Below are 22,372 nucleotides of genomic sequence, written 5' to 3'. Positions count from 1 at the left end.
GCATCGGAGGGAGCAGGGCGGGCATGTCCGTCTCTGGAGACGAGCAGGAACCGTCGGCGCTTGACCGGCGGGCCCGTCACCGTGTGCCGCCAACCGCTTCCGCTTCGGCGTCAATTCCGGAGCTTCCGGAGCCGTTCAACCCGGCGAAGCCGACCTTCCCGGCGATTCCCCGCCAGCCGCGGCGCGATGGCCCGACCGCTATCGCGACGGCTTCGGTGCCGGTCGTGGACCCCGCGACGGTGGAGACGTACGGGGGTGAGATGCGGGCGGCGTCCGCCTCTTCCGGGGACCTGGACGCGACGCAGCACATCGAGTTCGTCGTGGAGCTGCCGGGTCTGGGCGAGTCCGTTGCGGCGCCGGTCCCCGCTCCCGAGCCGGTCTCGGCCGACGACGTGGTCTCCGCTGAGCTGGCCTTCGCGGGGGCGGCCATCGCCGAGCCGGTCGTCGTCTCCGCGCCGCCGATGATGTCCGTGTCCGCCCCGCCCATGATGTCCGTTTCCGCCCCGCCGATGATGTCCGCGGACGACTCGCCGACGGTCGCCGACTACGTGCCCCCGGCCTTCGCCATCGTCACCGACGAGCCGCACGAGGAGGACGGCCCGGACTACCGGGGCAGCCGCCGCAAGACGGCCCGCTGGCGCCGCATTCCGATCGGCGCCGTGGCCGTGGCGGTCCTCATCCTGCTCATCACCGGCGCCGTGGTCTTCCAGCTGGTCCGCGACGACGGCCCGAGCGACCCCCCGAGCGACCGCCTGCCGCAGAAGGTCCCGGGCGTGGGTGCCCTGCCGGGCGGCCCGGCCGGTCAGGCGTCGGAGTCCCCGACGGCGACGACGGCCGGCCTGGCAACGGCGTCACCGACGGCCGGCCCCTCGGCCAGCCGCTCGGCGGGCGGCGCCTCGCCGCTCCCGTCCGGCTCGAACGGCGCCTCCCCTTCCGCGTCTCCGCGCGCGACCACGTCGAGCGCGCCCCCGCCGCCTCCGCCCCCGCCTCCCGCGACCACCGGCCGGCTGGTCGGCGTGGGCTCGAACAAGTGCGTCGAGTACCGGGCCGGTGACAACAACCGCGTGGTGCTGGACACCTGCGACGGCCGGAGCAACCAGCACTGGGAGATCCGGTCCGACGGCACGGTCCGCGCAGACGGCCTGTGCCTGGACGTGCAGAACGCGGGCACGGCCAACCGCACGCTCGTCCAGGCGTACGGCTGCAACGGCACCCCGGCCCAGAAGTGGGTCATCCGCGCCGACAAGACCTGGATGAACCCCAACTCGGGCCGCTGCCTGGACGCCGAGAACGGCGGCACCGGCGCCGGCACCCGCCTGATCATCTGGGACTGCTCGGCCGCCCCCAACCAACGCTGGAACCTGCTCGCCTTCTGAGCCTCCGCTCAGAAGAACCCGAGGTGCGCCAGCACCTTCTCCGCGGCCTCCGCCGGCGTGGTGGCCTTCAGGGCATCACGCCGTGGGCGGAGTGGCGTCGGGGGTGATGATCGTGACGTATGGCGACGCCTTGATCTGGCGCACCAGCGTGTCCGATGCATCATGCCACTGCTGTGGAGTCCGGATCGTCGGGTTCACCGGGAGTGCAAGGCGGTCTTGCGCTGCGTCAGCGGCGGCGTAGACGTCGGCTCGGGCCGGGCTGCCCACCACCAGGACGTCGACGTCGTTCGGGGCCGCTCCCGGCCGGCCGAAGTAGCGGGCGGCCCACGAGCCGAACACGAACAGGCCCTCGACGCCCGGCACGTCCGCGAACGCCTCGCCGACCACGCTGGGCGGTCCGAACGAGACGGTCAGCAGCCGGGTCAATGGCTCGGCGGCCGGGTGGTCGACGGCGGCGCGGAGGAGGCGGCTGCGCCCGACCGTGCGGTCCTGGAGCAGGCCGGCTTCGATCAGGCGCTGCAGCTCGCGATGCAGCGTCGACGGTGGGATGTCGAGCCGGTTGGCCAGGTCGATCGCCTGGAACTCGGTGTCGGGGTGCAGGTACAGCCAGGCGAGCAGGTCGGCCTGGTGGCGCGATCGGAAGATCGGCAGGAGGCTCGGCGCTTGACTTCGCATAACTGGAATATATCTCCCAGTTAAAGGAAATGGCCCGGTGGGGCCTTCCCTGCGTGCACCTGCGGCGCTAGTTTGTTAGGCAACACAACGAACCACCCTGCGGCGCGGCGATCCTCGGCGGGAACGTCCGGGCCGGGCACCACGAAAAACAACTGAATGCTCAGCGGTATCGGCGACCGTCTGCGCGAAGCGACCTCGTGTCTTCACCCCAGCACAAGGAGCTCCGTGTTCAAGGTCCGAAGGCGCGCGTCCCGCGCCTTGCTCAGCAGTGCCGCCCTCCTGCTCTCCGCAGGAGCCGCGGTCGCGCTGCCCGGCACAGCCCAGGCAGCGCCAGCCCAAGCACCTGTCCAGAACCCAGTCCAGGACGCCGCAGTGCAGGCCGACCCGTTCGATGCCCTGGTCTTCTCCAAGACCGCCGGGTTCCGCCACGATGCCATCCCGGCCGGCATCACCGCCATCCAGCAACTGGGGGCGGCCAACAACTTCACCGTCGACACCACTGAGGACGCGGCCGCCTTCACGGACGCCAACCTCGCCAAGTATGAGGTCGTCATCTTCCTCTCGACGACCGGCGACGTGCTCAACACCGACCAGCAGGCCGCCTTCGAGCGGTACATCAAGGCCGGTGGCGGCTACGCGGGCGTCCACGCCGCGTCGGACACCGAGTACGACTGGGCGTGGTACGGCGAGCTTGTCGGCGCCTACTTCACCAGCCACCCCGAGCAGCAGCAGGCGACCATCAAGGTCGAGGACCCGGCCCACCCGTCGACGAAGGACCTTCCGCAGAAGTGGAGCCGGTTCGACGAGTGGTACAACTTCCGCGCCAACCCGCGGTCGAAGGTCCACGTGCTCGCCAGCCTCGACGAGACGACGTACACGCCGGGGACCGGCGCCATGGGGGCCGATCACCCCTTCTCCTGGTGCCGTGACTACGACGGCGGCCGCTCCTGGTACACGGGCGCCGGCCACACCCAGGCGTCCTACACCGACCCGCTGTTCCTGAGCCACCTCCTCGGCGGCATCCAGACCGCGGCCGGCGTCGTCAAGGCCGACTGCAGCGCCACGCTGACCAGCAGCTTCGAGAAGGTGGCGCTGGACAGCAACACCAACAACCCGATGGAGCTGGCCATCGCGCCCGACGGGCGGGTGTTCTACATCGAGCGCGACGGGCGCGTGCAGATCGTCAAGCCGGACACGCACACGACCGTCACGGCCGCCACGGTCCCGGTGTTCACCGGCAACGAGGACGGCCTGCTCGGCATCACCCTCGACCCGGACTTCGCGCAGAACCATTGGGTGTACCTCTACTACGCACCCAACGGCGGCGGTCCGCGCAACGTGCTGAGCCGCTTCACGGCCGTCGGGGACACCCTCGACCTGGCCAGCGAGAAGCAGCTCCTCCAGGTCGACACGCAGCGCAACACGTGCTGCCACGCCGGCGGCACGATGACGTTCGACAGCAACGGCAACCTGTACCTCGCGACGGGCGACAACACCAACCCGTTCGAGTCCAACGGGTACGCGCCGATCGACGAGCGGTCGGGCCGGCAGGACTACGACGCCCAGCGCAGCTCGGCGAACACCAACGACCTGCGCGGCAAGGTCATCCGGATCACCCCGCAGGACGACGGGACCTACACGATCCCGAGCGGGAACCTCTTCCCCGCCGGTACCGCGAAGACCCGCCCCGAGATCTTCGCGATGGGCTTCCGCAACCCGTTCCGCATCGGCATCGACCCGCTCACCAACACGCTTTACGTCGGCGACTACGGTCCCGACGCGAGCGCGGCCGACCCGAACCGCGGCCCCGGCAACACGGTGGAGTGGAACATCGTCCAGCCCGGCAACTACGGCTGGCCGTACTGCACCGGCAACAACGTGCCGTACCGCGACTTCACGTTCCCGTCCGGCCCGTCGGGCCCCGCGTTCGACTGCGCGGCGCCGGTGAACAACTCGCCGAACAACACCGGCCTCACCAACCTGCCGCCCGTGCAGGCGGCCACGGTGGACTACGACTACGACGGCAACCCGCGCTTCCCCGAGATCGGGGGCGGCGGCGCGCCGATGGGCGGTCCGGTCTACCGCTACGACGCGAACTCCACCTCGGAGCGGAAGTGGCCGGCGTACTACGACGGCAAGGCCATCTTCGGTGAGTGGAACCAGAACAAGCTGTACACGATGCAGGTCACCCCGGACGGCAAGTCCCTTGTGGACATCAACCAGCTGCTCACGGGGATGAGCACCATCCGGCCGATGGACATCGAGTTCGGCCCGGACGGCGCGCTGTACCTCATCGAGTGGGGCACCGGTTTCGGCGGCAACAACGACGACTCCGGCGTGTACCGCATCGACTACATCGCCGGCGACCGCGCCCCGATCGCCCAGGCGGCCGCCCAGCCGACCAGCGGCGTGGCGCCACTGGCGGTGAACTTCTCCAGCCAGGGCTCCCGGGACCCCGACGGGCAGGCCATCACCTACGCGTGGACGTTCGGCGACGGCGGTACCTCGACCCAGCCCAACCCCACGCACACCTACACCACGAACGGCAACTTCACCGCGCAGCTGACCGTCACCGACACGGAGGGCCGCAGCGCCACCGCGAACGTGCTGGTCACGGTGGGCAACACGGCGCCGACGGTCACCATCACGGTGCCGCCGAGCGGCGGCTTCTACGAGTGGGGCGACCAGATCAACTTCACGGTCACCGTCACCGACCCGGAGGACGGCCAGATCGACTGCTCGCGCGTCCAGGTGCAGTACCTCCTGGGCCACGACGAGCACGCCCACCCGCTCAACCAGCTGACCGGCTGCAGCGGCACGATCCAGACGTCGCTGGCCAGCGGCCACGGCGCTGAGGCGAACGTGTTCGCGGTCATCGAGGCGTCCTACGTGGACAACGGCGGGGCCGGCGGCGCCGCTGCGCTCACCGGGCGCTCGTTGATCCAGCTCCAGCCGAAGCGCAAGCAGGCCGAGTACTTCTCGGCGACCGGCCGGGTGCCCGGCTCGACGTCCGGCGGTGACCCGGGCGTGCAGCGGGAGACCACGGGCGACTCGCAGGGCGGCTTCCAGAACATCGGCTTCGTCGAGGAGGGTGACTGGTTCTCCTTCAACCCGGCGAACCTGACGGGCATCACCAGCCTGCGGATCCGGGCCGCGACGAACAACGCCAGCGGCGGGACGATCCAGGTCCGCACCGGCGCGCTCGACGGGCCGGTCGTCGGCTCGGTGGCGGTCCCCGGCACGGGTGGCTGGCAGCAGTACGTCAACCTGGACGTGCCGATCACCAGCAGCACGACGTCCGGTCCGCTGTTCTTCATCGCGACGGGCTCCGGTGCCGGATACAACGTCAACTGGGTCGACTTCATCGGCCGCGGTGTGACGGACAACGCCCCGCCGGTGGTCACCGCCTCCGCGGCGGCGACGTCGGGCACGGCGCCGTTCGCGGTGTCGTTCACCGGCTCGGCGACCGACGCCGAGGGTGACAACCCGCTCACCTACGCGTGGGACTTCGGTGACGGGGGCTCGGCGGCGACCGCCAACGCCACCCACACCTACACGGCGCCGGGCAACTTCACGGCGACGCTGACGGTGACCGACGCGCGCGGGGCCAAGGGGTACGCCAGCGTCAACGTGCGGGTCGAGGCGCCCAACACGTCGTGCTTCGGCGCGCGTTCGGACGACTTCCTCGGGTCCACGTTGGACCGTACGAAGTGGACGGTCATCCGGGAGAACCAGACGTTCTCCGTCAGCGGCGGCTCGCTGCTGCTGCCGACCGCGGTCGGTGACCTCTACGGCGGCACCAACGGGGCGACGAACCTCGTCGTCCAGCCCGCGCCGGCCGGCGCCTGGCAGGCCACCGCGAAGGTGACCCTGCCGACGACGGCGAACTACCAGCAGGCCGGCATCATCCTGTACGGCGACGACGACAACTACGCGAAGGTGGACCTGCTGTACTCGGGTTCCCGGCGGGTGGAGTTCATCCGGGAGACGGCCGGGGTCGCGCGCAACGAGGGCGCCGACTCGATCGCGGCGCAGGCCGGTGACACGTTCTACGTGCGGCTCAGCTCGGACGGCACGAACCTGACGGCGGCCTACTCGGCCGACGGCACGACGTACGTCCCGGTCGGGCGGTCGGCCGCGCTGGCCGGCATCGCCAACCCGCGGGTGGGCCTGTTCGCGCTGAACGGCAACACCACGGCGCCGGTCGTCAACGCCGCGTTCGACTGGTTCCAGCTGTCGCCCGACGAGGCGCCGACCGGCATCCTGCCGAGCGACGAGTTCACCGGCTCCACGCTGGACCACTGCCGGTGGAACGCGATCGTCCGGGAGGACTCCACGAAGTACCGCGTCGTGAACGGCGGTCTGCAGATCGACGTTCCGAACGGCGACATCTACGGCACGGGCAACTCCGGGCCGTCGAACTTCATCCTGCAGAAGGCCCCGGCCGGTGACTGGACCATCGAGACCAAGGTCGACGGCTCGCTGTTCAACGAGCAGTACCAGCAGGGCGGTCCGATCGTCTACGTGGACGACGACAACTACGTGAAGCTGGACTACATCGCCGACAACGCGCCCGGCTCGACCCTGGTGCGGCGGATCGAGTTCCGCAGCGAGGTCGGCGGCGTGGTGCAGGATCCGCAGCCGAACGTGGGCAACCTGACCTCGGGCGTGTGGTACTTCCGCATCGCCAAGGTCGGCAACGCCTACACCGGTAGCTACTCCGCGGACGGCACCAACTGGACGGTGATCACCACGCTGACGTCCGCGGCGGTGGCGAACAACGCGAAGATCGGTCTCTACACGCTCGGGGCCGGTCAGCTGGCGTCCAAGCCGGCGACGTTCGACTACTTCCGCCTGACGACGGCGGTGGCGGACAACGTGGCACCGTCCGTGACGGCCGCGGTGAGCGGCACGGCGACGGGTGGCTTCTACACCGGCCCGGTCGAGGTCACGCTGACGGCGACCGACAACGCCGGCGGCTCGGGTGTCGACAAGGTGGAGTACCAGCTCGACGCCGACAGCACCTGGACGGCCTACACCGCGCCGATCGCGGTCAGCGGTGACGGCACCCACCAGGTGCGGTTCCGGGCCACCGACAAGGCCGGCAACGTCTCCACGCCGGGCACCCAGGACGTGAAGATCGACGCCACCGCGCCGGTCACCACCGCCTCCTTCGCGCCGGCCTCGGACGCCGGCTGGCACAAGGGCGCCACGCCCGTGACCCTCGCGGCCACGGACGCCGGCTCCGGCGTGTCGAAGGTGGAGTGGTCGCTCGACGGCGGCCCCTGGACCGCCTACACCGCGCCGGTGAACGTGACCGGCAACGGCCAGCACGAGCTGCTCTACAAGTCGACCGACGGTGCCGGCAACGTGGAGACGCTCAAGTCGGCGATCCTGAAGATCGACGGCACCGCGCCGACGGTCATCGTCGCGGGCCTGGCCGACGGCCAGCTCTACGGCGACAGCCAGGACGTGCGGGTCACCTGGCAGGCGATCGACCCGGTCTCCGGCATCAGGTCGGTGACCGGCTCGCTCGACGGCGGGGCGTACCAGACCGGCACGCTGCAGGCGATGTACGAGCTCGACCTCGGCATGCACCAGCTCGTCGTGGTCGGCACCGACAACGCCGGCAACGCCACGACCAGCACGGTGACGTTCTTCGTCACCACCTCGTTCCGGGACATGCAGAACCTGCTGGACCGGTTCAAGGCGACCAGCCGGCTGACCAACAAGGCGTACACCCAGCTCTCGGACCAGCTGTCGAAGGCCCGCAAGGCGGAGGCCAACGGCAACGACACCAAGGCCCTCAAGGAACTGGCGGCGTTCCGGAACCTGCTGACCGCGAAGCTCGTGCCCGAGGCCGAGGTCCGCGACACGCTGATCCGTGACGCCGACGCGATGACGGTCCGGCTCGGCGGCACGCCGCCGAACAACGCCGGGGTCAAGGCCAACGCCGGTAAGTCGCTGAAGGGCACCGGCCGGCTGGACGAGGACCCGAACCGCCTGAAGAAGAACGGCAAGCTGTGAAACGTGCACTACTGCTCGTGGTCCTGATCGTGCTCGGCTTGCCGAGCACGGCCTGGGCCGACGTTCCCGGCGACCTCAAGCTCGAGGTCGCCGGGGACGGCGCCACCGGAGTGACCGTCCGCGCCCTGCGCGCGGACGGCCGCCCGATCGAGTCCGACCTCCGCCTCGTCCTCACCGCGACCGCGGTGGGCGGGCGGAGCGTCGGCCCGGTCCAGCTCAACCCGGCGGGGGAGGGGCGCGGCTTCTACTCCTCCGGTCCGGTGCTCACGCCGGGCACGTGGACGGTCGTGGTGACCGCCCCGTCGCCCAGCACGGCCCGGGCGGAGTCGGTGGTGGAGGCGCGGACCGCGCAGACACCCCCGTCTCCCGCCGCGCTCGCGGTCTCGCCTCCGCCGCCCGCACCCTCGCGTCTGTGGGTGTGGGGGCTGGTGGCCGCGGTGGCGGCGGCGGCGTTCGCGGTGACGGCCGTGGTCCGGCTCCGGCGCTCGTCGCCGTGATCCTTCTCCGTCCTGGTCAGCGCGACCACGGCGGAGAGCAGGAGGAGGGCACCGAGCGCTGACCACGGGGTCAGCGGCTCGTGCAGCACCAGCACGCCGAGGGCGACCGCGGCGAGCGGCTCGACGAGGGCGACCACCGACGCGGTGGTCGCCCTCACGACCGTCAGGCCGCTGAAGAACATCGCGTACGCCAGGGCGGTCGGCACGGCGCCCAGGAACACCAGCAGGCCGACCGTGCCGGCCAGCCCCTCACGGGTGGGCAGGAGGCCCTCGAAGCCGGCCAGCGGCAGGAGCACCACCGCGCCGACGGCGAAGCCGCCGAGCGCCGAGTCGAACGGGTCGTCGTCGGTGGCCCGGTTGAGCAGCGTCACCGCCGCGTACCCGGCCGCCGACACCAGGGCGACGGCGATGCCGAGCAGCGGGTGCCGGCCGGTGGTGCCGCCCTGGGTGACCAGGAGCACCAGGCCGGCGAGCGAGACCACCAGCGTGATCAGGCTGAACCGCTCGCCGAGGAAGAGCCGGGCGCCGATCGCGATCAGGACCGGGCCCGAGCCGAGGGTCACCACGGTGACGATCGCGACGCCGGCGAGGTCGATGGCCACGTAGTAGGCGGTCTGGTACAGCGCCATGCCGAGCCCGTTGACGATCAGCCATCGGGGTCTCGTGGTGAACCTTCCCTTGTTGAGCAGCGGGCGGAGGGCGGCCAGCAGGGCGAGGCCGCCGAGGTACCGCCAGCAGGTCACGGCGATCGGGCCGAGCCCGCTGTGCTGGTAGAGGACGGCGGCGACGAACCCGCCGACGCCCCATGAAGCCGCCGCGAAGGCGATGCAGAAGAGGCCCCACCGGACCGGCAGGGCACGAGGATGTGCCATGTGAACGGATCTCCCGAGATCGGTCGTGTCGAAGGACGCGAGGAACGCGGGCAGCCGTCACCGCCCCGACGGGGTCCCGCCAGGGTCTCAGGTCCGGGGCGTCGCCTGCCCGCTAGCGGGTGGGCGGCGACAGCACGACACGAAGGCACATGCCGCGCACATTAGCGATCACTCCGCGGCGGTACAGCTGAATTTCGGGATGCTGATCACGATGTGGTGACAACTGTCCGACAGCGGGGCGTGGCAACGCTTTCCTGCGCACCTCGCTGACCTGCGGTTTCTCGCGTGCTGATCGCGGTGAGTGTCCGAGATTTCTTCGAATTGTCACTCTTCTATGGGATGCCCGGGGTGGCCGTCGGACACTACGCTGTAGCTCCACAGCACAGCCGGAGGTGTCGCGCCGTGGCTCTCTCTGCACCCGCCACCCTGGGTTCGTCGTCAGTGGATCTCCCGTGGACCCTCGACGGAGGCCGGGGCATCCTCGGGCTCGACCCGGTCAAGGGCGCTGTGGTGCTGTGGGCCGGCCTGATGCTGTTCATCCTCGTGTTCATCGTGCTCGCGGGCGCGCTCTCCCGGTGGAACCTGCACCGGCTGGACCGGGCCGACCGCCGCGCGCAGGCCGAGGAGGCCCAGGCGAGCCTGAGCCCGGCCGAGCGCGCCCGGCTGCGCACCGAGGCCGGCGAGCTGATCCGCCAGGCCGCCGCGACCGCCGCGGCCGCCAAGCGGGCGCAGCTCACGGTCGTCGAGGCACAGGCCCGCCGGGACGCGGCCCAGCAGGCCCGCGAGGTGGCCTGGACGGCCTTCGACGTGGCTCAGCAGGCCTACCAGGACGCGCTCGACGCCGCCAGCACGCACGCGGCCTCCGTCGAGGCCGCGTCCGACGTCGACGAGGACGGCAAGCGCGAGCTGTCCCGCGCCGCCCTCGACGCGTTCAAGCGCGGCGACATCACCGTCGACGCGCTGGAGCAGGTGTTCAAGGGTGTGAGCGGCGCCGACCCGCTGGTGGAGCTCCAGGCCCGCGAGGTCGAGCTGCGCCGCTCGGCGGAGAGCCGGGCCCGCCGCCTCTACGAGGCCGCCGCGGCGGCCGAGCGCAACGCGGTGAAGCTGGCCGACGTGGCCCTCGTGGCGGCGCAGGCGCTCGCCGAGGAGGCCGCCGAGGTGGCGGAGGAGGCGGCCGAGCTGCGCGACACGCTGGACGCGGCGCGGGAGGCCGGCATCACGGCCGCCACGCTGACCCGGCGCCCGCGCACCGCGCGCGTGCCCCGCCAGCGCTCGAAGCCGGCCAACGCCCGCTCGGAGAACCCGGCCCTGACCGAGGCCTAGGACAGGCGCCCCTAGCTCGCCTCCTGTTCGGGCAGCGGCAGCGGCAACGGTATGGATTCGGTTATCGCCTCGGCCTCGGTCTCGATCTCCGCGGCGGTCATCCCGTCCAGCGCGGACCGCAGCCGCGGAAGATCGGCCTCGAGCAGCTGAAACGAGGCCCGGCAGATCTTGTCCACCCACAGCGACACGACCACCGTTCCCTGCTGCGGATGACAGGTCACCCGCATGGTCCGGTCGTGTCCCCGCACGTCTTCGAACACGTCGCCCGACTTGGGCAGCGCCACCAGCTCACCCATGTACCTATGCTGCGGCACTGAACGCTCGTTCGACAACCATTCGTCCCCACCTCCCCCGCCGCCTCCCCCGGGGGGGGCCATGATCCAGGGAGTCAAGCGAATCCCTGGATCATGGGGCTGTTACAGGGGGACGACCACGCTCGGGGACGGGTGCTCGATGAACGGGCGGGCCGGGTGCGGCACACCCGAGTCTGGGTCCAGGTCCAGGGTCGTCACCGTGTCCGAGTGCTGGTTGGCCACGCACAGCATGCCGTCGAGCACCGCGAAGTGGCGCGGCCACGTGCCGCCCGTCGACACCTCGTCGACCGGGAGCAGGCCCGACTCCTCAACGGAGAAGGTCGTGATCGTGTCGTTGCCGCGGTTCGCCACGTAGAGGTGCCGGCCGTCGCGGGACAGTGCCAGCTCGCTCGGCAGGTTGTCGCCCATCGGCTCGACCAGCACCGACGGCCGCACGTCGAGCAGCTCGAATCCCGAGGTGTAGGTCGCCACCGTCGACGTGAGCTCGTTCGCCACGAACACCCGGCCCGACGGGTGGAAGACCAGGTGGCGCGGGCCCGAGCCGAGCGGCTGGACCGTCGTCGTGCGGACGTGCTCCAGCGAGCCCGCGGGGCCGAGGCGGTAGTGGACCAGCGAGTCCATCCCCAGGTCCACCACGTGCACCACGTGGTCGCGAACCGTCACCTGATGCGCGTGAGCGGTCTCCTGGCGCGCCGGGTGCACGCTGCCGCCCACGTGCTGGGCCAGGTCGGTACGCCGGTCCAGCGAGCCGTCCGGGCGCAGGGCGAACACCGCGACGCTGCCGCCGCCGTAGTTCGCGGCCAGCAGGAAGCCTTCGGTCAGGGCCAGGTGGCACGGGCTGGCGCCGCCGGTCGGCAGGGTGTTGAGCAGCTCGCCGTCGGGCGTGAACGCCGAGACGCTGCCCTCGTCGCGCTCACCCACCGCGTACCGGACGCCGGAGGGGCCGACGACGACGTAGCTCGGAGCGTTGGCCTGGACGGGCGCGCCCAGCGGCTTGCCGTCGTCGTCGAAGGTCGAGTAATGGTCTGCGTAGGAGCCGATGAGCACGGGCACCCGTCAAAGCCTAGGCGGCCCTCCATCGGCGTGCACCGCGGACGCCCGACGACGCGCGCCGTCCGGTGATCGTCGACGGGGGCGCGGCCGTCGAGCGGGATCCCGACAGGATCGCGGCGTTCCTCGACGCGACGGACCTGACGTACCACGAGAATATCGAGCGACGTCTCCCGGATCCGGACGTGAACGCGACCGTCAAGATCACGTCGGTGAGCGCGTTCTCGCTGGATGACGCGGGGTTCACCCAGATGCCTACACGGTGGGCATGGTAGGGCCAGCCCCACCACGAAAAAGCGGGGCTGCCCGGTTCGATCTCGCGGCGGGCGACCGGGACACTGATCGCCATGACAATCACGGTCGAGCGAACGAGCGACTTCACGACGTTGTCCCAGCGAATCAAAGCCGCCGGCCTGCTCGATCGGCGCCCAGGGTATTACGTGATCAGGTTCGCCCTGGTCGGCGCCCTTTACGTGGGCGGTTGGGCGGCCTTCGCGGCGGTCGGCGCGTCCTGGTGGATCCTGGCGGTCGCCGTCGGGCTCGCCGTCGCGTACGCGCAGGTCGCCCTGGTGGCCCACGACCTCGCGCACAAGCAGGTGTTCAAGGGGCGCCGCTGGTCCGAGGGGCTGGGCATGTTCGTCGGCAACCTCGGCATCGGCATGAGCTACGGCTGGTGGATGAACAAGCACACCCGCCACCACGCCAACCCGAACCACGAGGACCACGACCCCGACGTCGCGCCGGACATCCTCGTGTGGTCGACCCGGCAGGCCGAGAACGCCAAGGGCCTGGCCCGGCTGATCGGCGGGCACCAGGCGCAGCTGTTCTTCCCGCTCCTGCTGCTCGAGGGCTTCAACCTCCACGTGTCGAGCGCCCGCGCGCTTCCGGGCGTCAAGCGGCGCTGGCTCGAGGGGATCCTGCTGTACGGGCACTTCGTCGCCTACCTGGCCGCGGCGTTCATCCTGCTGCCGCCCGGCATGGCGATCGCGTTCATCCTGGTCCACCAGGCGCTGTTCGGCCTGTACCTCGGCTGCACGTTCGCGCCGAACCACAAGGGCATGCCGCTGTTGACCGCCGAGGACGAGCTGGACTACCTCCGCAAGCAGGTGCTGACCTCGCGCAACGTGCGCGGCGGGGTCTGGGTCGACGTGCTGCTGGGCGGCCTCAACTACCAGATCGAGCACCACCTGTTCCCGAACATGCCGACGCCGAACCTGCGCAAGGCCCAGCCGATCGTCGAGGCGTACTGCCAGGAGATCGACGTCCGCTACGAGTCGGCCTCGTTCTTCGACTCCTACGCCCAGGCCCTGCGCCACCTGCACGCCGCGGGAGCGCCGCTGCGGGGGTAGGTTCGGGACACGTGGACGCTTTATCCCTCGCCGACTACCGGGCCCGGGTCGCCGCCATGTACCTGTCCGACGTGGACATGGCGGGGTTCCGGGCCCTTCGCGACGACCTGTTCGCGACCCATCCGCAGTCCGCCGCACCCGGCCCGCTGCGCTACTTCTCCGCTGACCAGGCGTTCGTCGCGACGGTACGTCCCGAGCCGGCGGACGGCGCCCTGGAGATCGCGACCGGTGGCGAGGACGGCGTCCTGCCGTACACCCGGGTCGCCCACCTCCCGACGCCGTGGGGCCGGCTGACCCTCTTCTGGCTGCAGGCCTACGGCGGCGGGCTGTTCCTGCCGTTCCGCGACGGCACGAGCGGCCACGAGACCTACGGCGCCGGGCGGTACCTCACCGACACCGTCAAGGGCACCCACGGCCGCGGCGTGGAGCTCCTGCAGGACGGTCGGCTGCGCCTGGACTTCAACTACGCCTACAACCCGAGCTGCGCCTACGACGACGCCTGGGCCTGCCCGCTGGCCCCGTACGAGAACCGGCTCGACGCCCCGATCCGGGCGGGGGAGATGACCTACCTCCGCTGAGGTCGCGGGGCATCGGGTACTGGTGATCTTCGCTAGGATCGCCCGGTGACCTCCGAGTCCTGGCTGATGAGGCGGCTTCGCGGCGGTCTGCCCCGGGTCCAGGCGATCACCCGTCCGTGGTCGATCGAGGCGTCCGCGGAGGAGCATCGGCACGTCGTGCACGCCCCCGCCAAGCGCGTGGTGGTGTGCGGCGACGACCCGCTGGCCCACCGGTTGATCGCGGAGCTGATCGAGCAGTACGGCGTGCAGGTCACCGCGATCATGCCCAGCGTCCGCCGCCGGCACGGCCCGGAGATCGCGCAGCTGCTGGCCGACCACGGCGGCCGGGTCGTCGAGGCCGACAAGCCCGACATCGAGGCGTTCCAGAAGGCCGACCTCGGCTCGGCCGACGCGCTGGCCCTGGTCAAGCAGGACGACATCGGCAACCTCGACGCGGCGCTGCAGGCCCAGGAGATCCACCCCGGCCTCCGGCTGGTCATCCGGATGTTCAACCTGCGCCTGGGGCAGCGGGTCAAGCGCAACTTCGCCGACGTCCGGGTGCTGTCGGACGCGCAGATGGCGGCGCCCGCGTTCGTGTCGGAGGCGCTGGGCGAGGTCGCCCCGGTGCACGTGCGGGTCGCGGGGCGCACGCTCTTCGTGGCCCGCCGGTCCGAGGTGCGCGCCGACGACGTCGTCTGCGGTCTCGCCAGTACCGCTGGAGACGGTGAACCCGACCTGCTGCCCGGCGACCAGGAGCGGGCCGACCTGGTGCTGGCGGTGGCGACGGGCGAGCGGGCCACCACGGTGCTGTCCCGCGACGACCGCGGCGAGCTGCCGCGGCGCAACCACGGGCGGCTGCGCCGCTGGTGGCGCCGGCAGCGGCACCGGCCGTTCGCCACCGTGCGCAGCCTGATCAGCCGCAAGCTGTGGGTGACCGCGCTGCTGCTCGTCGGCCTGCTCGCCGCCGGCACCGCGATCATCGCGTACCACCGGCACATCAGCTGGTGGAACGCCGCCTACGTGACCCTGCTGTCGGAGCTGGTGGGTGCCAGCCCCGACCTCCAGGCGCACTGGCTGGAGAAGCTGGTCACGACCCTGCTCAGCCTGGTGAGCATCGCGCTGATCCCGGTGATCACCGCGGCCGTCGTCGACGCCGTGGTCAAGGCCCGGCTGGCGATCGCGCTCGGCCGGCTGCGCGAGCCGCTCTCCGACCACGTCGTGGTCGTCGGGCTCGGCAACGTCGGCACCCGGGTCATGCACTCGTTCGTCGACCTCGGCGTGCCGGTCGTGGTCATCGACCGTAACGACAACGCGCGCGGCGCGCAGGCCGCCCGCGAGCGCAACGTGCCGTTCATCGTCGGCGACGCGAGCAACGTCGAGACGCTGCGCGCCGCGTCGGTCGACACCTGCCGCGCCCTGGTCGTGGTCTCCACCGACGACCAGGCCAACCTGGAGGCGGCGATCGAGGGCCAGGAGCTGAACCCGGACCTGCGGGTGATCCTGCGGCTGTTCGACGGCGGGTTCGCCGACCGGGTGCAGCGGGCGTTCGGCATCACCGCGTCGCGCAGCGTGTCGTACCTGGCCGCGCCGGCGTTCGCGGCCGCGCTGCTGGAGCGCGAGGTCATCGGGACCATCCCGGTGGACCGGCGGGTGCTGCTGCTCGCCGAGGCGCCGGTGATCGCCGCCTCGGAGCTCGACGGGCGCCCGGTCGCGGTCGCGCAGGACGTCGGCGAGGTGCGGGTGCTCTCGGTCACGACTGACGGGGGCCGCCAGACGGTCTGGGCGCCGCCACCCACGTATGTGCTGCGTGCCGACGATCTGCTCACCGTGGTGACCACCCGGACGGGTCTCGGCAACCTGCTGGCGCAGACCGGCGGGACGGTCGACGGATCCCGCTGAGCTCCACGCGCCCCGCCGGTGCGGATTTCGTGGAGGGCCTGGGCAGACGCCCGGGCCGTTCCGCGTTTTCGGGTACCGTCGGTGCCGTGCTACGCCCCGTCCGCCCGTCCGGCTGGTGGTTCGACGCCGTCCTGCTGGCCGGCTTCGCCGCCGTGACACTCGCCCTCGTCTGGCGCACCCCGCTGCTGGACCTGGACCTCGCGGTGCGGGACTTCGTCGACGCGCACCGCCCCGGCTGGCTCGACACCACGCTGCGCTGGTGCAACCGGCTCGGCCAGGGCGGCCAGGTGCTCACCCCGCTGGCCCTGATCGCCGCCTTCGTCATGGCCCGCCGACGGCACACGGTCCGGCCGTTCCTGCTGGTCGTGGGCGCCTTCGCGCTGACCTACGTGACGATCGGCCCGCTGAAGCTGTGGACCGACCGGCTGGCCGCCAGCGAGCACATCGACCCGCACCCCGAGCTGCTGTTCCACGCCGAGCAGGGGATGTCCTACCCGTCCGGCCACGTGGTCAACGCCATCGTCTGGTACGGGGTGCTCGCCGCGCTGCTCACCGGCGCCCTGCGGCCGGGTCTCGTGCTCGCGATCCGCTACACGGTGCCGCTGGTGCTGCTGTTCACCACCACGTATCTCAGCTTCCACTGGCTGAGCGACGGCCTGGCCGCCATCCTGCTCGGCCTGTTCCTCGACCGGGTGCTGCAACGGGTGCCGTGGGACGCCGTCCCGCTCGGCCGGATCGACCGCGCGGGCTGGGGCGCCCCGTTCTTCGACCGGCCGGCTCAGGTCCAGGCGCCGGAGCGCATCACCCGCTGAACGTTGAGGTCCGCGTCGAGCACCACCAGGTCGGCCCGCTGACCCTCGCGCAGGGTGCCCAGCTCGTCGCCGAGGCCGATCGCCGCCGCCGGGGTGCCGCTCGCCATCCGTGAGGCGTCCACCAGCGACAGGCCGGCGCCGACCGCCCGGCGGAACGCCTTGTCCATCGTGAGCGTGCTGCCGGCGATCGAGCCGTCCCTGGTCAGCCGGGCCACGCCGTCCGCCACCGCGACCGTCTGGCCGCCCAGGTCGTACTCGCCGTCGGGCATGCCGGCCGCCGCCATCGCGTCGGTGATGAGCGCGGCCCGCCGCGGGCCGGTCACCTGTGCGGCGAATGCCAGGGTGCCGTCGTGCAGGTGGACCCCGTCGGCGACGAACTCGCAGGTCACCGTGGCCGCGCCGAGCAGCGCGAAGACCGGGCCGGGCTGGCGGTGGTGCGGCGGGCGCATGCCGTTGAAGACGTGGGTGCCGACGGTCGCCCCGGCGTCGACGCCCGCGAGCGTTTCCTCCCAGGTCGCGTCGGTGTGCCCGAGCGCGACGACCACGCCCCGCTCGACCAGCAGCCGGATCGCCTCGAGCGCGCCGGGCAGCTCGGGTGCGATGGTCACCAGGCGCACCGCACCCTCGCCCGCCTCGATGAGCGCGTTCAGCTCGTCCAGCGACGGATGGCGCAGGTGGGCCGGGTTCTGGGCGCCGCAGCGGGCCTGCGAGAGGTACGGCCCCTCGAAATGCACGCCGGCCAGCAGCCCGTCGGCGACCAGCGGCGCGAACGCCTTGGTGGCGCTCATCATCAGCTCGGGCGGGGAGGTGACCAGGCTGGCGAGCATGGTCGTGGTGCCGTGCCCGAGGTGGTACCGCGCGGCCTTGCGCGCGTCGACCGGGTCGCCGGTGGTGAACGTCGCGCCGCCGCCGCCGTGCACGTGGATGTCGACGAACCCCGGGACGACGGTGTGGCCTTCGCGCTCGGATGCGTCGGATGCGCCGACCTCGGCGATGCGGTCGCCCGCTATCCGGACGAAGCCGTTGTCGATGACGCGGTCCCCCGCCACGACCCGGACCCCGGACACCACCGTCATCGCGTACTCCTGTTCATCTTGTCCAGTGCTATCAGCGCCGCACCCTGGCAGCCTGCCTCATCGCCGAGCGCCGCACGGGTGATCGCCGGCTCGCGGTGGAACGTCACCCGTGCCTTGACGCCCTCCCGCAGCGGGGCCAGCAGCGCCTCGCCGGCCTCGGCCAGCCCGCCGCCGAGCACGACGACCGCCGGGTCGAACAGCGCCATGCCGATCAGCAGGCCGTCGGCCAGGGCGTCGATCGTCTCCTGCCAGACCGCGACGGCGATCGGGTCGCCGCCGGCGGCGAGCTTGGCGACCTCCTCGGCGGTGGCCGACCGGCCGGCCTGCTCGGAGTACCGCCGGCCGACCGCCGACGCCGAGGCGATCGACTCCAGGCAGCCGCGCTGGCCGCACTGGCACTGCGGGCCGTCGGGCCGCACGACGATGTGGCCGATCTCGCCGGCGGCGCCGTGCGCGCCCGTGTAGACCTGCCCGTGCACGACGTTGGCGGCGGCGATGCCGGTCCCGACCGGGATGAAGAGCACGTAGTCGTGGCCCCGGCCGGCGCCCAGCCGGGCCTCCGCCAGGCCGCCGGCGCGCACGTCGTGGCCGATCGCGGCCGGCAGGCCCAGGCGCTCCTCGAGCTTGGCTTTCAGCGGTACATCGCGAAATCCGACATTTGCCGCCCACACGGCGACGCCGTTGACCTCGTCGATCACGCCGGGGACCACGACGCCGGCACCGACCGGCTCCAGGCCCTTGGTCCGGGCCGTCGCGGCGAGCCCATCGGCGATGTCGAGGATGGTCGCGACGACCGCCTCGGCGCCGCGCTCCCGCCCGGTCGCGTGCCGTTCGGCGTGCTGGACGGTGCCGTCCAGGCCGACCAGCGCACACTTGATCCCGGTGCCGCCGACATCGAGGGCGATCACGGTCTGCGTCATGTGGCGTTCGTCCTCGGCTGTTCGTTACGGCTGCAAACCCCGCTCGTTCGCGCATCATTGCGCACCGGCTGGTCGGCTGGCAACCGTACCCACATCGGTTAGTTCGAGCAGTTGCCTTTGCGTTTACCCACTGTTTCGCGCATTATTGTGCACACATCTCGCACCGTACGCGCAAAGGAGGGTCACCGTGGACCGCTATGCGCGCTGGAACGCGCTCCTGGAGATCCTCACCGACAGCGGCCGGATCAGCGTCGAGGACGCCGCCGACCGCCTGGACGTGTCGCAGGCCACCATCCGCCGCGACTTCGACCAGCTGGCGCAGCAGCAGATGATCACCCGCACCCGCGGCGGCGCCGTGGCCAACGGCGTTTCGTACGACCTGCCGCTGCGGTACAAGACCGCGAAGCACGCTCCGGAGAAGCAGCGGATCGGTGCGGCGGCCGCGGCCCTGGTGTCGCCCGGCATGGTCGTCGCGCTCAACGGCGGCACCACCACGACGGAGGTCGCCCGGGCCCTGGCGGTGCGCCCGGAGCTGACCGGCGGCGTCGACGACGCCCAGCTCACCGTGGTCACCAACGCCCTGAACATCGCCAACGAGCTGCTGGTCCGCTCGCGGATGAAGATCGTGGTGACCGGCGGCGTGGTGCGCCCCCAGTCGTTCGAGCTGGTGGGCCCCCTGGGCGGCAACATCCTGCGTGACGTGACCCTGGACATCGCGCTGCTGGGCGTGGACGCGCTGGACGTGACGCTGGGCGCCGCGGCCCACCACGAGGGCGAGGCCGCGATGAACAGCCTGATGGTCGCCCGCGCCCGCCGCGTGGTGATCATCGCCGACAGCTCGAAGCTGGGCGGCCACGCGTTCGCCCGCATCTGCCCGATCGACCGCATCGACACCCTGGTCACGGACTCCAACGCGACCACGGCGACGCTGAACGCCTTCGTCGAGGCGGGCGTGAAGATCGTCACCGCCTGAACTCGCCGGGGCGGGCGATTCCGGGCGCCGGCCGTTAGTGTGGGGGCACCCCCGAGGCCCGCTGGAGTCCGCGATGAAGCGCGAGGAGATCGCGCACGTCCCAAGTCAGCCGTCAGCTCAGGACGTCGACGACTTCGTCGACGGTGACCTGGCTGACGAGCCGGCTGCCGGCGACATCGCGGTCGAGGAGGAGCCGGCCGAGCTCGACGACCGCAGCAAGCAGATCCTGGCGTTCGAGAAGCGCTGGTGGCGCCAGGCCGGCTCCAAGGAGCAGGCCATCCGCGACACGTTCGGCCTGTCCGCGACCCGCTACTACCAGCTGCTCAACGTGCTGCTCGACAACCCGCTGGCCCTGGCCCACGAGCCGGTGGTCGTCCAACGCCTGCGCCGCCTGCGCGTCTCCCGCGCCCGCCGCCGCTAGCGGGCCTTCTGCTGTTCCGCGTAGTTCGCCAGCCAGGTGACCTGGGTCGGGTCCAGGGACGGGCGGACCCGCTCGCGGGCCATCGCCACGTGCTCCGCGGTCACCTCCGTCGCGTCCAGGGACTCGCGCATCGCGGCCAGGGCGGACTCGCGGACCAGGGCCGCGCAGTCGGCGGCCGAGAAGCGGTCCAGGTCGGCGGCCAGGGTCTTCAGGTCGACGTCCGGCGCGAGCGGCACCGACTTGGCCGCCGCCCGGAGGATCTCGGCCCGGGCGTCGGCGTCCGGCGGCGGGACGAACACCAGGCGCTCCAGCCGGCCGGGGCGCAGCAGGGCCGGGTCGACCAGGTCGGGGCGGTTCGTCGCGCCGATCACGACCACGTTGCGGAGGGCCTCGACGCCGTCCAGTTCCGTGAGCAGGGCGGCTACCACGCGGTCCGTCGTGCCGCCGTCGGTGCCCTGGCCGCGGGGCGGGGCGAGGGCGTCGACCTCGTCGAGGAAGACTAGCGTCGGCGCCGCCTCGCGGGCCCGCCGGAACAGCTCGCGGACCGCGCGCTCGGACTCGCCGACCCACTTGGACAGCAGCTCGGCGCCCTTCACCGAGAGCACGTTGGCCTTGCCGGTGCCGGCGATCGCCTTCACGAGGTAGGTCTTGCCGCAGCCGGGCGGGCCGTAGAGCAGCACGCCGCGCGGCGGTTCGATGCCCAGCCGGGAGAAGGCGTCGGGGTACGACAGCGGCCACAGCACCGACTCGGTGAGCGTCTGCTTGACCTCGACCATGTCGCCGACGTCGTCGAGGGTGACCTTGGCCAGCTCCAGCGACGACTCCGCCATCGACGTCGGCCGGACAACTTCCAGGGCGGCCTCGAAGTCGGCCATCACGACCCGGGGCGCCTCGCCTTCGCGACGGTGGCGCAGCGCTGCCCGTACACCAGCCTCCCGAGCCAGCGCCGCGAGGTCGGCGGCGACGAATCCGGGCGTGCGGGCGGCCACGTCGTCGAGCTTGACGTCGTCGTCGAGCGGCATGCCCCGGGTCAGCACGCCGAGCTGTTCCCGGCGCAGCGCCATGTCGGGCAGCGGCAGCGCGATCTCGTGCGCGAGCAGTTCGGGGGAGTGCAGCGCCGGGTCGACCGACTCGGGCCGGCTGGTGGTGCAGACGACCGCCTCGCCCTCGCGGATCAGCTCGCCGAGCAGCTGGCGGAACACCGTCGACAGCGGCCCGGGCTGGTCGCGCGGGGCGAGCGCGTCAACGTCGGAGATCAGCAGGATGGCCGGGCCGGGGGCGCGCATCTCGTCGGCCGCCTTGCGCAGGCGGGCGGCCGCGTCGTTGTTGGTCAGGGCCGCGATCTCCGGCGCCCAGAGCGCGACGACCTGGGCCTCGACCTGCGCGGCGACGGCGTGGACGAGGGCCGACTTGCCGGAGCCGGCGGGGCCGGTGATGAGCACGCCGAGCGACATCGTGGTGCCGAGCTTCGACAGCACCTCGCCGTGGTGGAAGCCGAGGTCGAGCAGCTCGATCAGCTGCTCCGCCTGGGCCCGCAGTCCGGGCAGGTCGTCCAGGTTCACGACGGGCCTCGCCGCCGGCGTCGAGGCCGGCGTGGTCACGACCGTGCCCGGGGCGTGGGTCTGCTGGCCGTGCTGCCAGCCGACCGCGGTGTCCATGGTGACCAGGGCACCCGGGTCGGGGTCGGCGGCGACGACCGTGAGCAGCGCGCTCGTCCACGCGTAGCCGACCCGGTTGGACAGGCTCTTGCGGGCCGCCTCGACCAGGCCCCGGTCGACCATGACGGTCGCGGCCGCCGGGGCGGTCGGCAGCGTGCCGAGCGAGACGTCCTGCGGTAGCAGCGAGACGTTGTCGCCGACCGTCACGACCTTGCCCAGCAGGGCGAGCCGCAGCATCTCGGGCGAGACGACGGCGACGATCTCCGGCGGTCCGGCGAGCGTCACGTGCTGCGCGGCCCGCAGCGGCGCGGCGGCCACGGTGACCTGACCGCCGTCGCGCAGGCCGAGGTTGCCGAGCAGCAGGTCGTCGGCGTAGAGGAGGGCGCGGCTGGCGCCCGGCTCGGCGACGGCGACGATGCCGGCCGAGGCGCGGCGGCCGGTGAGCGAGATCGGGTCGCCCGGGCGCAGCCCGAGCGCGGTGAGCACCTCGGGGTGCAGCCGGACCACGCCGCGGCGGGCGTCGAGCGCGGCCGGGCGGAGGCTGGCAGTGAGCGTCAAGGTCGCCGACACGCA

The 22,372-nt window shown here is 71.9% G+C and carries 17 protein-coding genes; 10 read left to right on the top strand and 7 right to left on the bottom strand.

Annotated elements, in window-relative coordinates:
• Positions 1-224 precede the first annotated feature (224 nt).
• The gene (locus ABZS66_RS02600) at positions 225-1,376 is read left to right on the top strand and encodes a ricin-type beta-trefoil lectin domain protein (protein ID WP_354754429.1); all 1,152 of its coding nucleotides are present in this window, start codon (positions 225-227) and stop codon (positions 1,374-1,376) included.
• 75 nt (positions 1,377-1,451) lie between these two features.
• Here the strand turns inward: ABZS66_RS02600 and ABZS66_RS02595 are convergent, their stop codons facing one another.
• Positions 1,452-2,051 carry a winged helix-turn-helix domain-containing protein gene (locus ABZS66_RS02595; protein ID WP_354754428.1) on the bottom strand — a complete coding sequence of 200 codons (600 nt, stop codon included), beginning with the start codon at positions 2,049-2,051 and terminating at the stop codon, positions 1,452-1,454.
• 372 nt (positions 2,052-2,423) lie between these two features.
• On the opposite strand from ABZS66_RS02595, the gene ABZS66_RS02590 reads away from it, so the two are divergent.
• On the top strand, positions 2,424-8,078 hold the full coding sequence (locus tag ABZS66_RS02590) for a ThuA domain-containing protein (protein ID WP_354754427.1): 5,655 nt from the start codon (positions 2,424-2,426) through the stop codon (positions 8,076-8,078).
• 244 nt (positions 8,079-8,322) lie between these two features.
• Here ABZS66_RS02590 and ABZS66_RS02585 read toward each other — a convergent pair whose 3' ends face one another.
• Positions 8,323-9,447 carry an EamA family transporter gene (locus ABZS66_RS02585; protein WP_354754425.1) on the bottom strand — a complete coding sequence of 375 codons (1,125 nt, stop codon included), beginning with the start codon at positions 9,445-9,447 and terminating at the stop codon, positions 8,323-8,325.
• 402 nt (positions 9,448-9,849) lie between these two features.
• Here ABZS66_RS02585 and ABZS66_RS02580 point away from each other — a divergent pair, with 402 nt between their 5' ends.
• Positions 9,850-10,770, top strand: a complete 921-nt coding sequence (locus ABZS66_RS02580; RefSeq protein WP_354754423.1) for a hypothetical protein — start codon at positions 9,850-9,852, stop codon at positions 10,768-10,770.
• A gap of 11 nt (positions 10,771-10,781) precedes the next feature.
• Here the strand turns inward: ABZS66_RS02580 and ABZS66_RS02575 are convergent, their stop codons facing one another.
• Together ABZS66_RS02575 and ABZS66_RS02570 are read right to left on the bottom strand one after the other, a co-directional pair.
• The gene (locus ABZS66_RS02575; protein ID WP_354754422.1) at positions 10,782-11,066 is read right to left on the bottom strand and encodes a hypothetical protein; all 285 of its coding nucleotides are present in this window, start codon (positions 11,064-11,066) and stop codon (positions 10,782-10,784) included.
• A 120-nt stretch (positions 11,067-11,186) separates the two neighbouring features.
• Complete coding sequence (locus ABZS66_RS02570; protein ID WP_354754420.1) at positions 11,187-12,137, bottom strand: beta-propeller fold lactonase family protein; 951 nt, start codon at positions 12,135-12,137, stop codon at positions 11,187-11,189.
• Between the two features lie 65 nt (positions 12,138-12,202).
• On the opposite strand from ABZS66_RS02570, the gene ABZS66_RS02565 reads away from it, so the two are divergent.
• From ABZS66_RS02565 to ABZS66_RS02545, 5 genes are all read left to right on the top strand, one after another.
• Positions 12,203-12,409: a hypothetical protein gene (locus ABZS66_RS02565; protein WP_354754419.1), complete on the top strand. Its 207-nt coding sequence runs from the start codon at positions 12,203-12,205 to the stop codon at positions 12,407-12,409.
• 72 nt (positions 12,410-12,481) lie between these two features.
• Positions 12,482-13,483: an acyl-CoA desaturase gene (locus ABZS66_RS02560; protein ID WP_354754417.1), complete on the top strand. Its 1,002-nt coding sequence runs from the start codon at positions 12,482-12,484 to the stop codon at positions 13,481-13,483.
• Positions 13,484-13,494: 11 nt separating this feature from the next.
• Positions 13,495-14,061, top strand: coding sequence for a DUF1684 domain-containing protein (locus ABZS66_RS02555; RefSeq protein ID WP_354754416.1), 567 nt, complete (start codon positions 13,495-13,497; stop codon positions 14,059-14,061).
• A gap of 45 nt (positions 14,062-14,106) precedes the next feature.
• Positions 14,107-15,939, top strand: a complete 1,833-nt coding sequence (locus ABZS66_RS02550) for an NAD-binding protein (protein ID WP_354754415.1) — start codon at positions 14,107-14,109, stop codon at positions 15,937-15,939.
• Positions 15,940-16,025: 86 nt separating this feature from the next.
• Positions 16,026-16,751, top strand: coding sequence for a phosphatase PAP2 family protein (locus tag ABZS66_RS02545; RefSeq protein WP_354754413.1), 726 nt, complete (start codon positions 16,026-16,028; stop codon positions 16,749-16,751).
• Here ABZS66_RS02545 and nagA read toward each other — a convergent pair.
• Positions 16,718-17,827, bottom strand: a complete 1,110-nt coding sequence (gene nagA, locus ABZS66_RS02540; protein WP_354754411.1) for an N-acetylglucosamine-6-phosphate deacetylase — start codon at positions 17,825-17,827, stop codon at positions 16,718-16,720. The genes ABZS66_RS02545 and nagA overlap by 34 nt on opposite strands.
• Positions 17,824-18,747 (bottom strand): ROK family protein, encoded by a 924-nt coding sequence (locus ABZS66_RS02535; RefSeq protein WP_354754410.1) that lies wholly within the window; start codon positions 18,745-18,747, stop codon positions 17,824-17,826. The genes nagA and ABZS66_RS02535 overlap by 4 nt, the downstream gene beginning before the upstream one ends.
• Positions 18,748-18,934: 187 nt before the next feature.
• Between ABZS66_RS02535 and ABZS66_RS02530 the strand changes: the two genes are divergently transcribed.
• A complete protein-coding gene (locus ABZS66_RS02530; protein WP_354754408.1) occupies positions 18,935-19,720 on the top strand; it encodes a DeoR/GlpR family DNA-binding transcription regulator in 786 nt (261 codons plus the stop codon).
• A 73-nt stretch (positions 19,721-19,793) separates the two neighbouring features.
• Positions 19,794-20,141 carry a DUF3263 domain-containing protein gene (locus ABZS66_RS02525; protein WP_354754406.1) on the top strand — a complete coding sequence of 116 codons (348 nt, stop codon included), beginning with the start codon at positions 19,794-19,796 and terminating at the stop codon, positions 20,139-20,141.
• Here ABZS66_RS02525 and ABZS66_RS02520 read toward each other — a convergent pair.
• On the bottom strand, positions 20,138-22,369 hold the full coding sequence (locus ABZS66_RS02520) for an AAA family ATPase (protein WP_354754404.1): 2,232 nt from the start codon (positions 22,367-22,369) through the stop codon (positions 20,138-20,140). The two genes, ABZS66_RS02525 and ABZS66_RS02520, sit on opposite strands and share 4 nt — an antisense overlap.
• Between the last annotated feature and the right edge of the window lie 3 nt (positions 22,370-22,372).

It is taken from the genome of Dactylosporangium sp. NPDC005572, from assembly GCF_040605515.1.
In the GTDB taxonomy this organism is placed as follows: domain Bacteria; phylum Actinomycetota; class Actinomycetes; order Mycobacteriales; family Micromonosporaceae; genus Dactylosporangium.
Note: the sequence above shows the minus strand (reverse complement) of the source record. Positions and strands in the feature narration are given on the sequence as shown.

Excerpts from the sequence above, each read along its gene's own strand:
- ABZS66_RS02595 (WP_354754428.1), bottom strand. The coding sequence starts at position 2,051 with ATGCGAAGTCAAGCGCCGAGCCTCCTGCCGATCTTCCGATCGCGCCAC.
- ABZS66_RS02585 (WP_354754425.1), bottom strand. The coding sequence starts at position 9,447 with ATGGCACATCCTCGTGCCCTGCCGGTCCGGTGGGGCCTCTTCTGCATC.
- ABZS66_RS02575 (WP_354754422.1), bottom strand. The coding sequence starts at position 11,066 with ATGGGTGAGCTGGTGGCGCTGCCCAAGTCGGGCGACGTGTTCGAAGAC.
- ABZS66_RS02560 (WP_354754417.1), top strand. The coding sequence starts at position 12,482 with ATGACAATCACGGTCGAGCGAACGAGCGACTTCACGACGTTGTCCCAG.
- nagA (WP_354754411.1), bottom strand. The coding sequence starts at position 17,827 with ATGACGGTGGTGTCCGGGGTCCGGGTCGTGGCGGGGGACCGCGTCATC.
- ABZS66_RS02535 (WP_354754410.1), bottom strand. The coding sequence starts at position 18,747 with ATGACGCAGACCGTGATCGCCCTCGATGTCGGCGGCACCGGGATCAAG.
- ABZS66_RS02525 (WP_354754406.1), top strand. The coding sequence starts at position 19,794 with ATGAAGCGCGAGGAGATCGCGCACGTCCCAAGTCAGCCGTCAGCTCAG.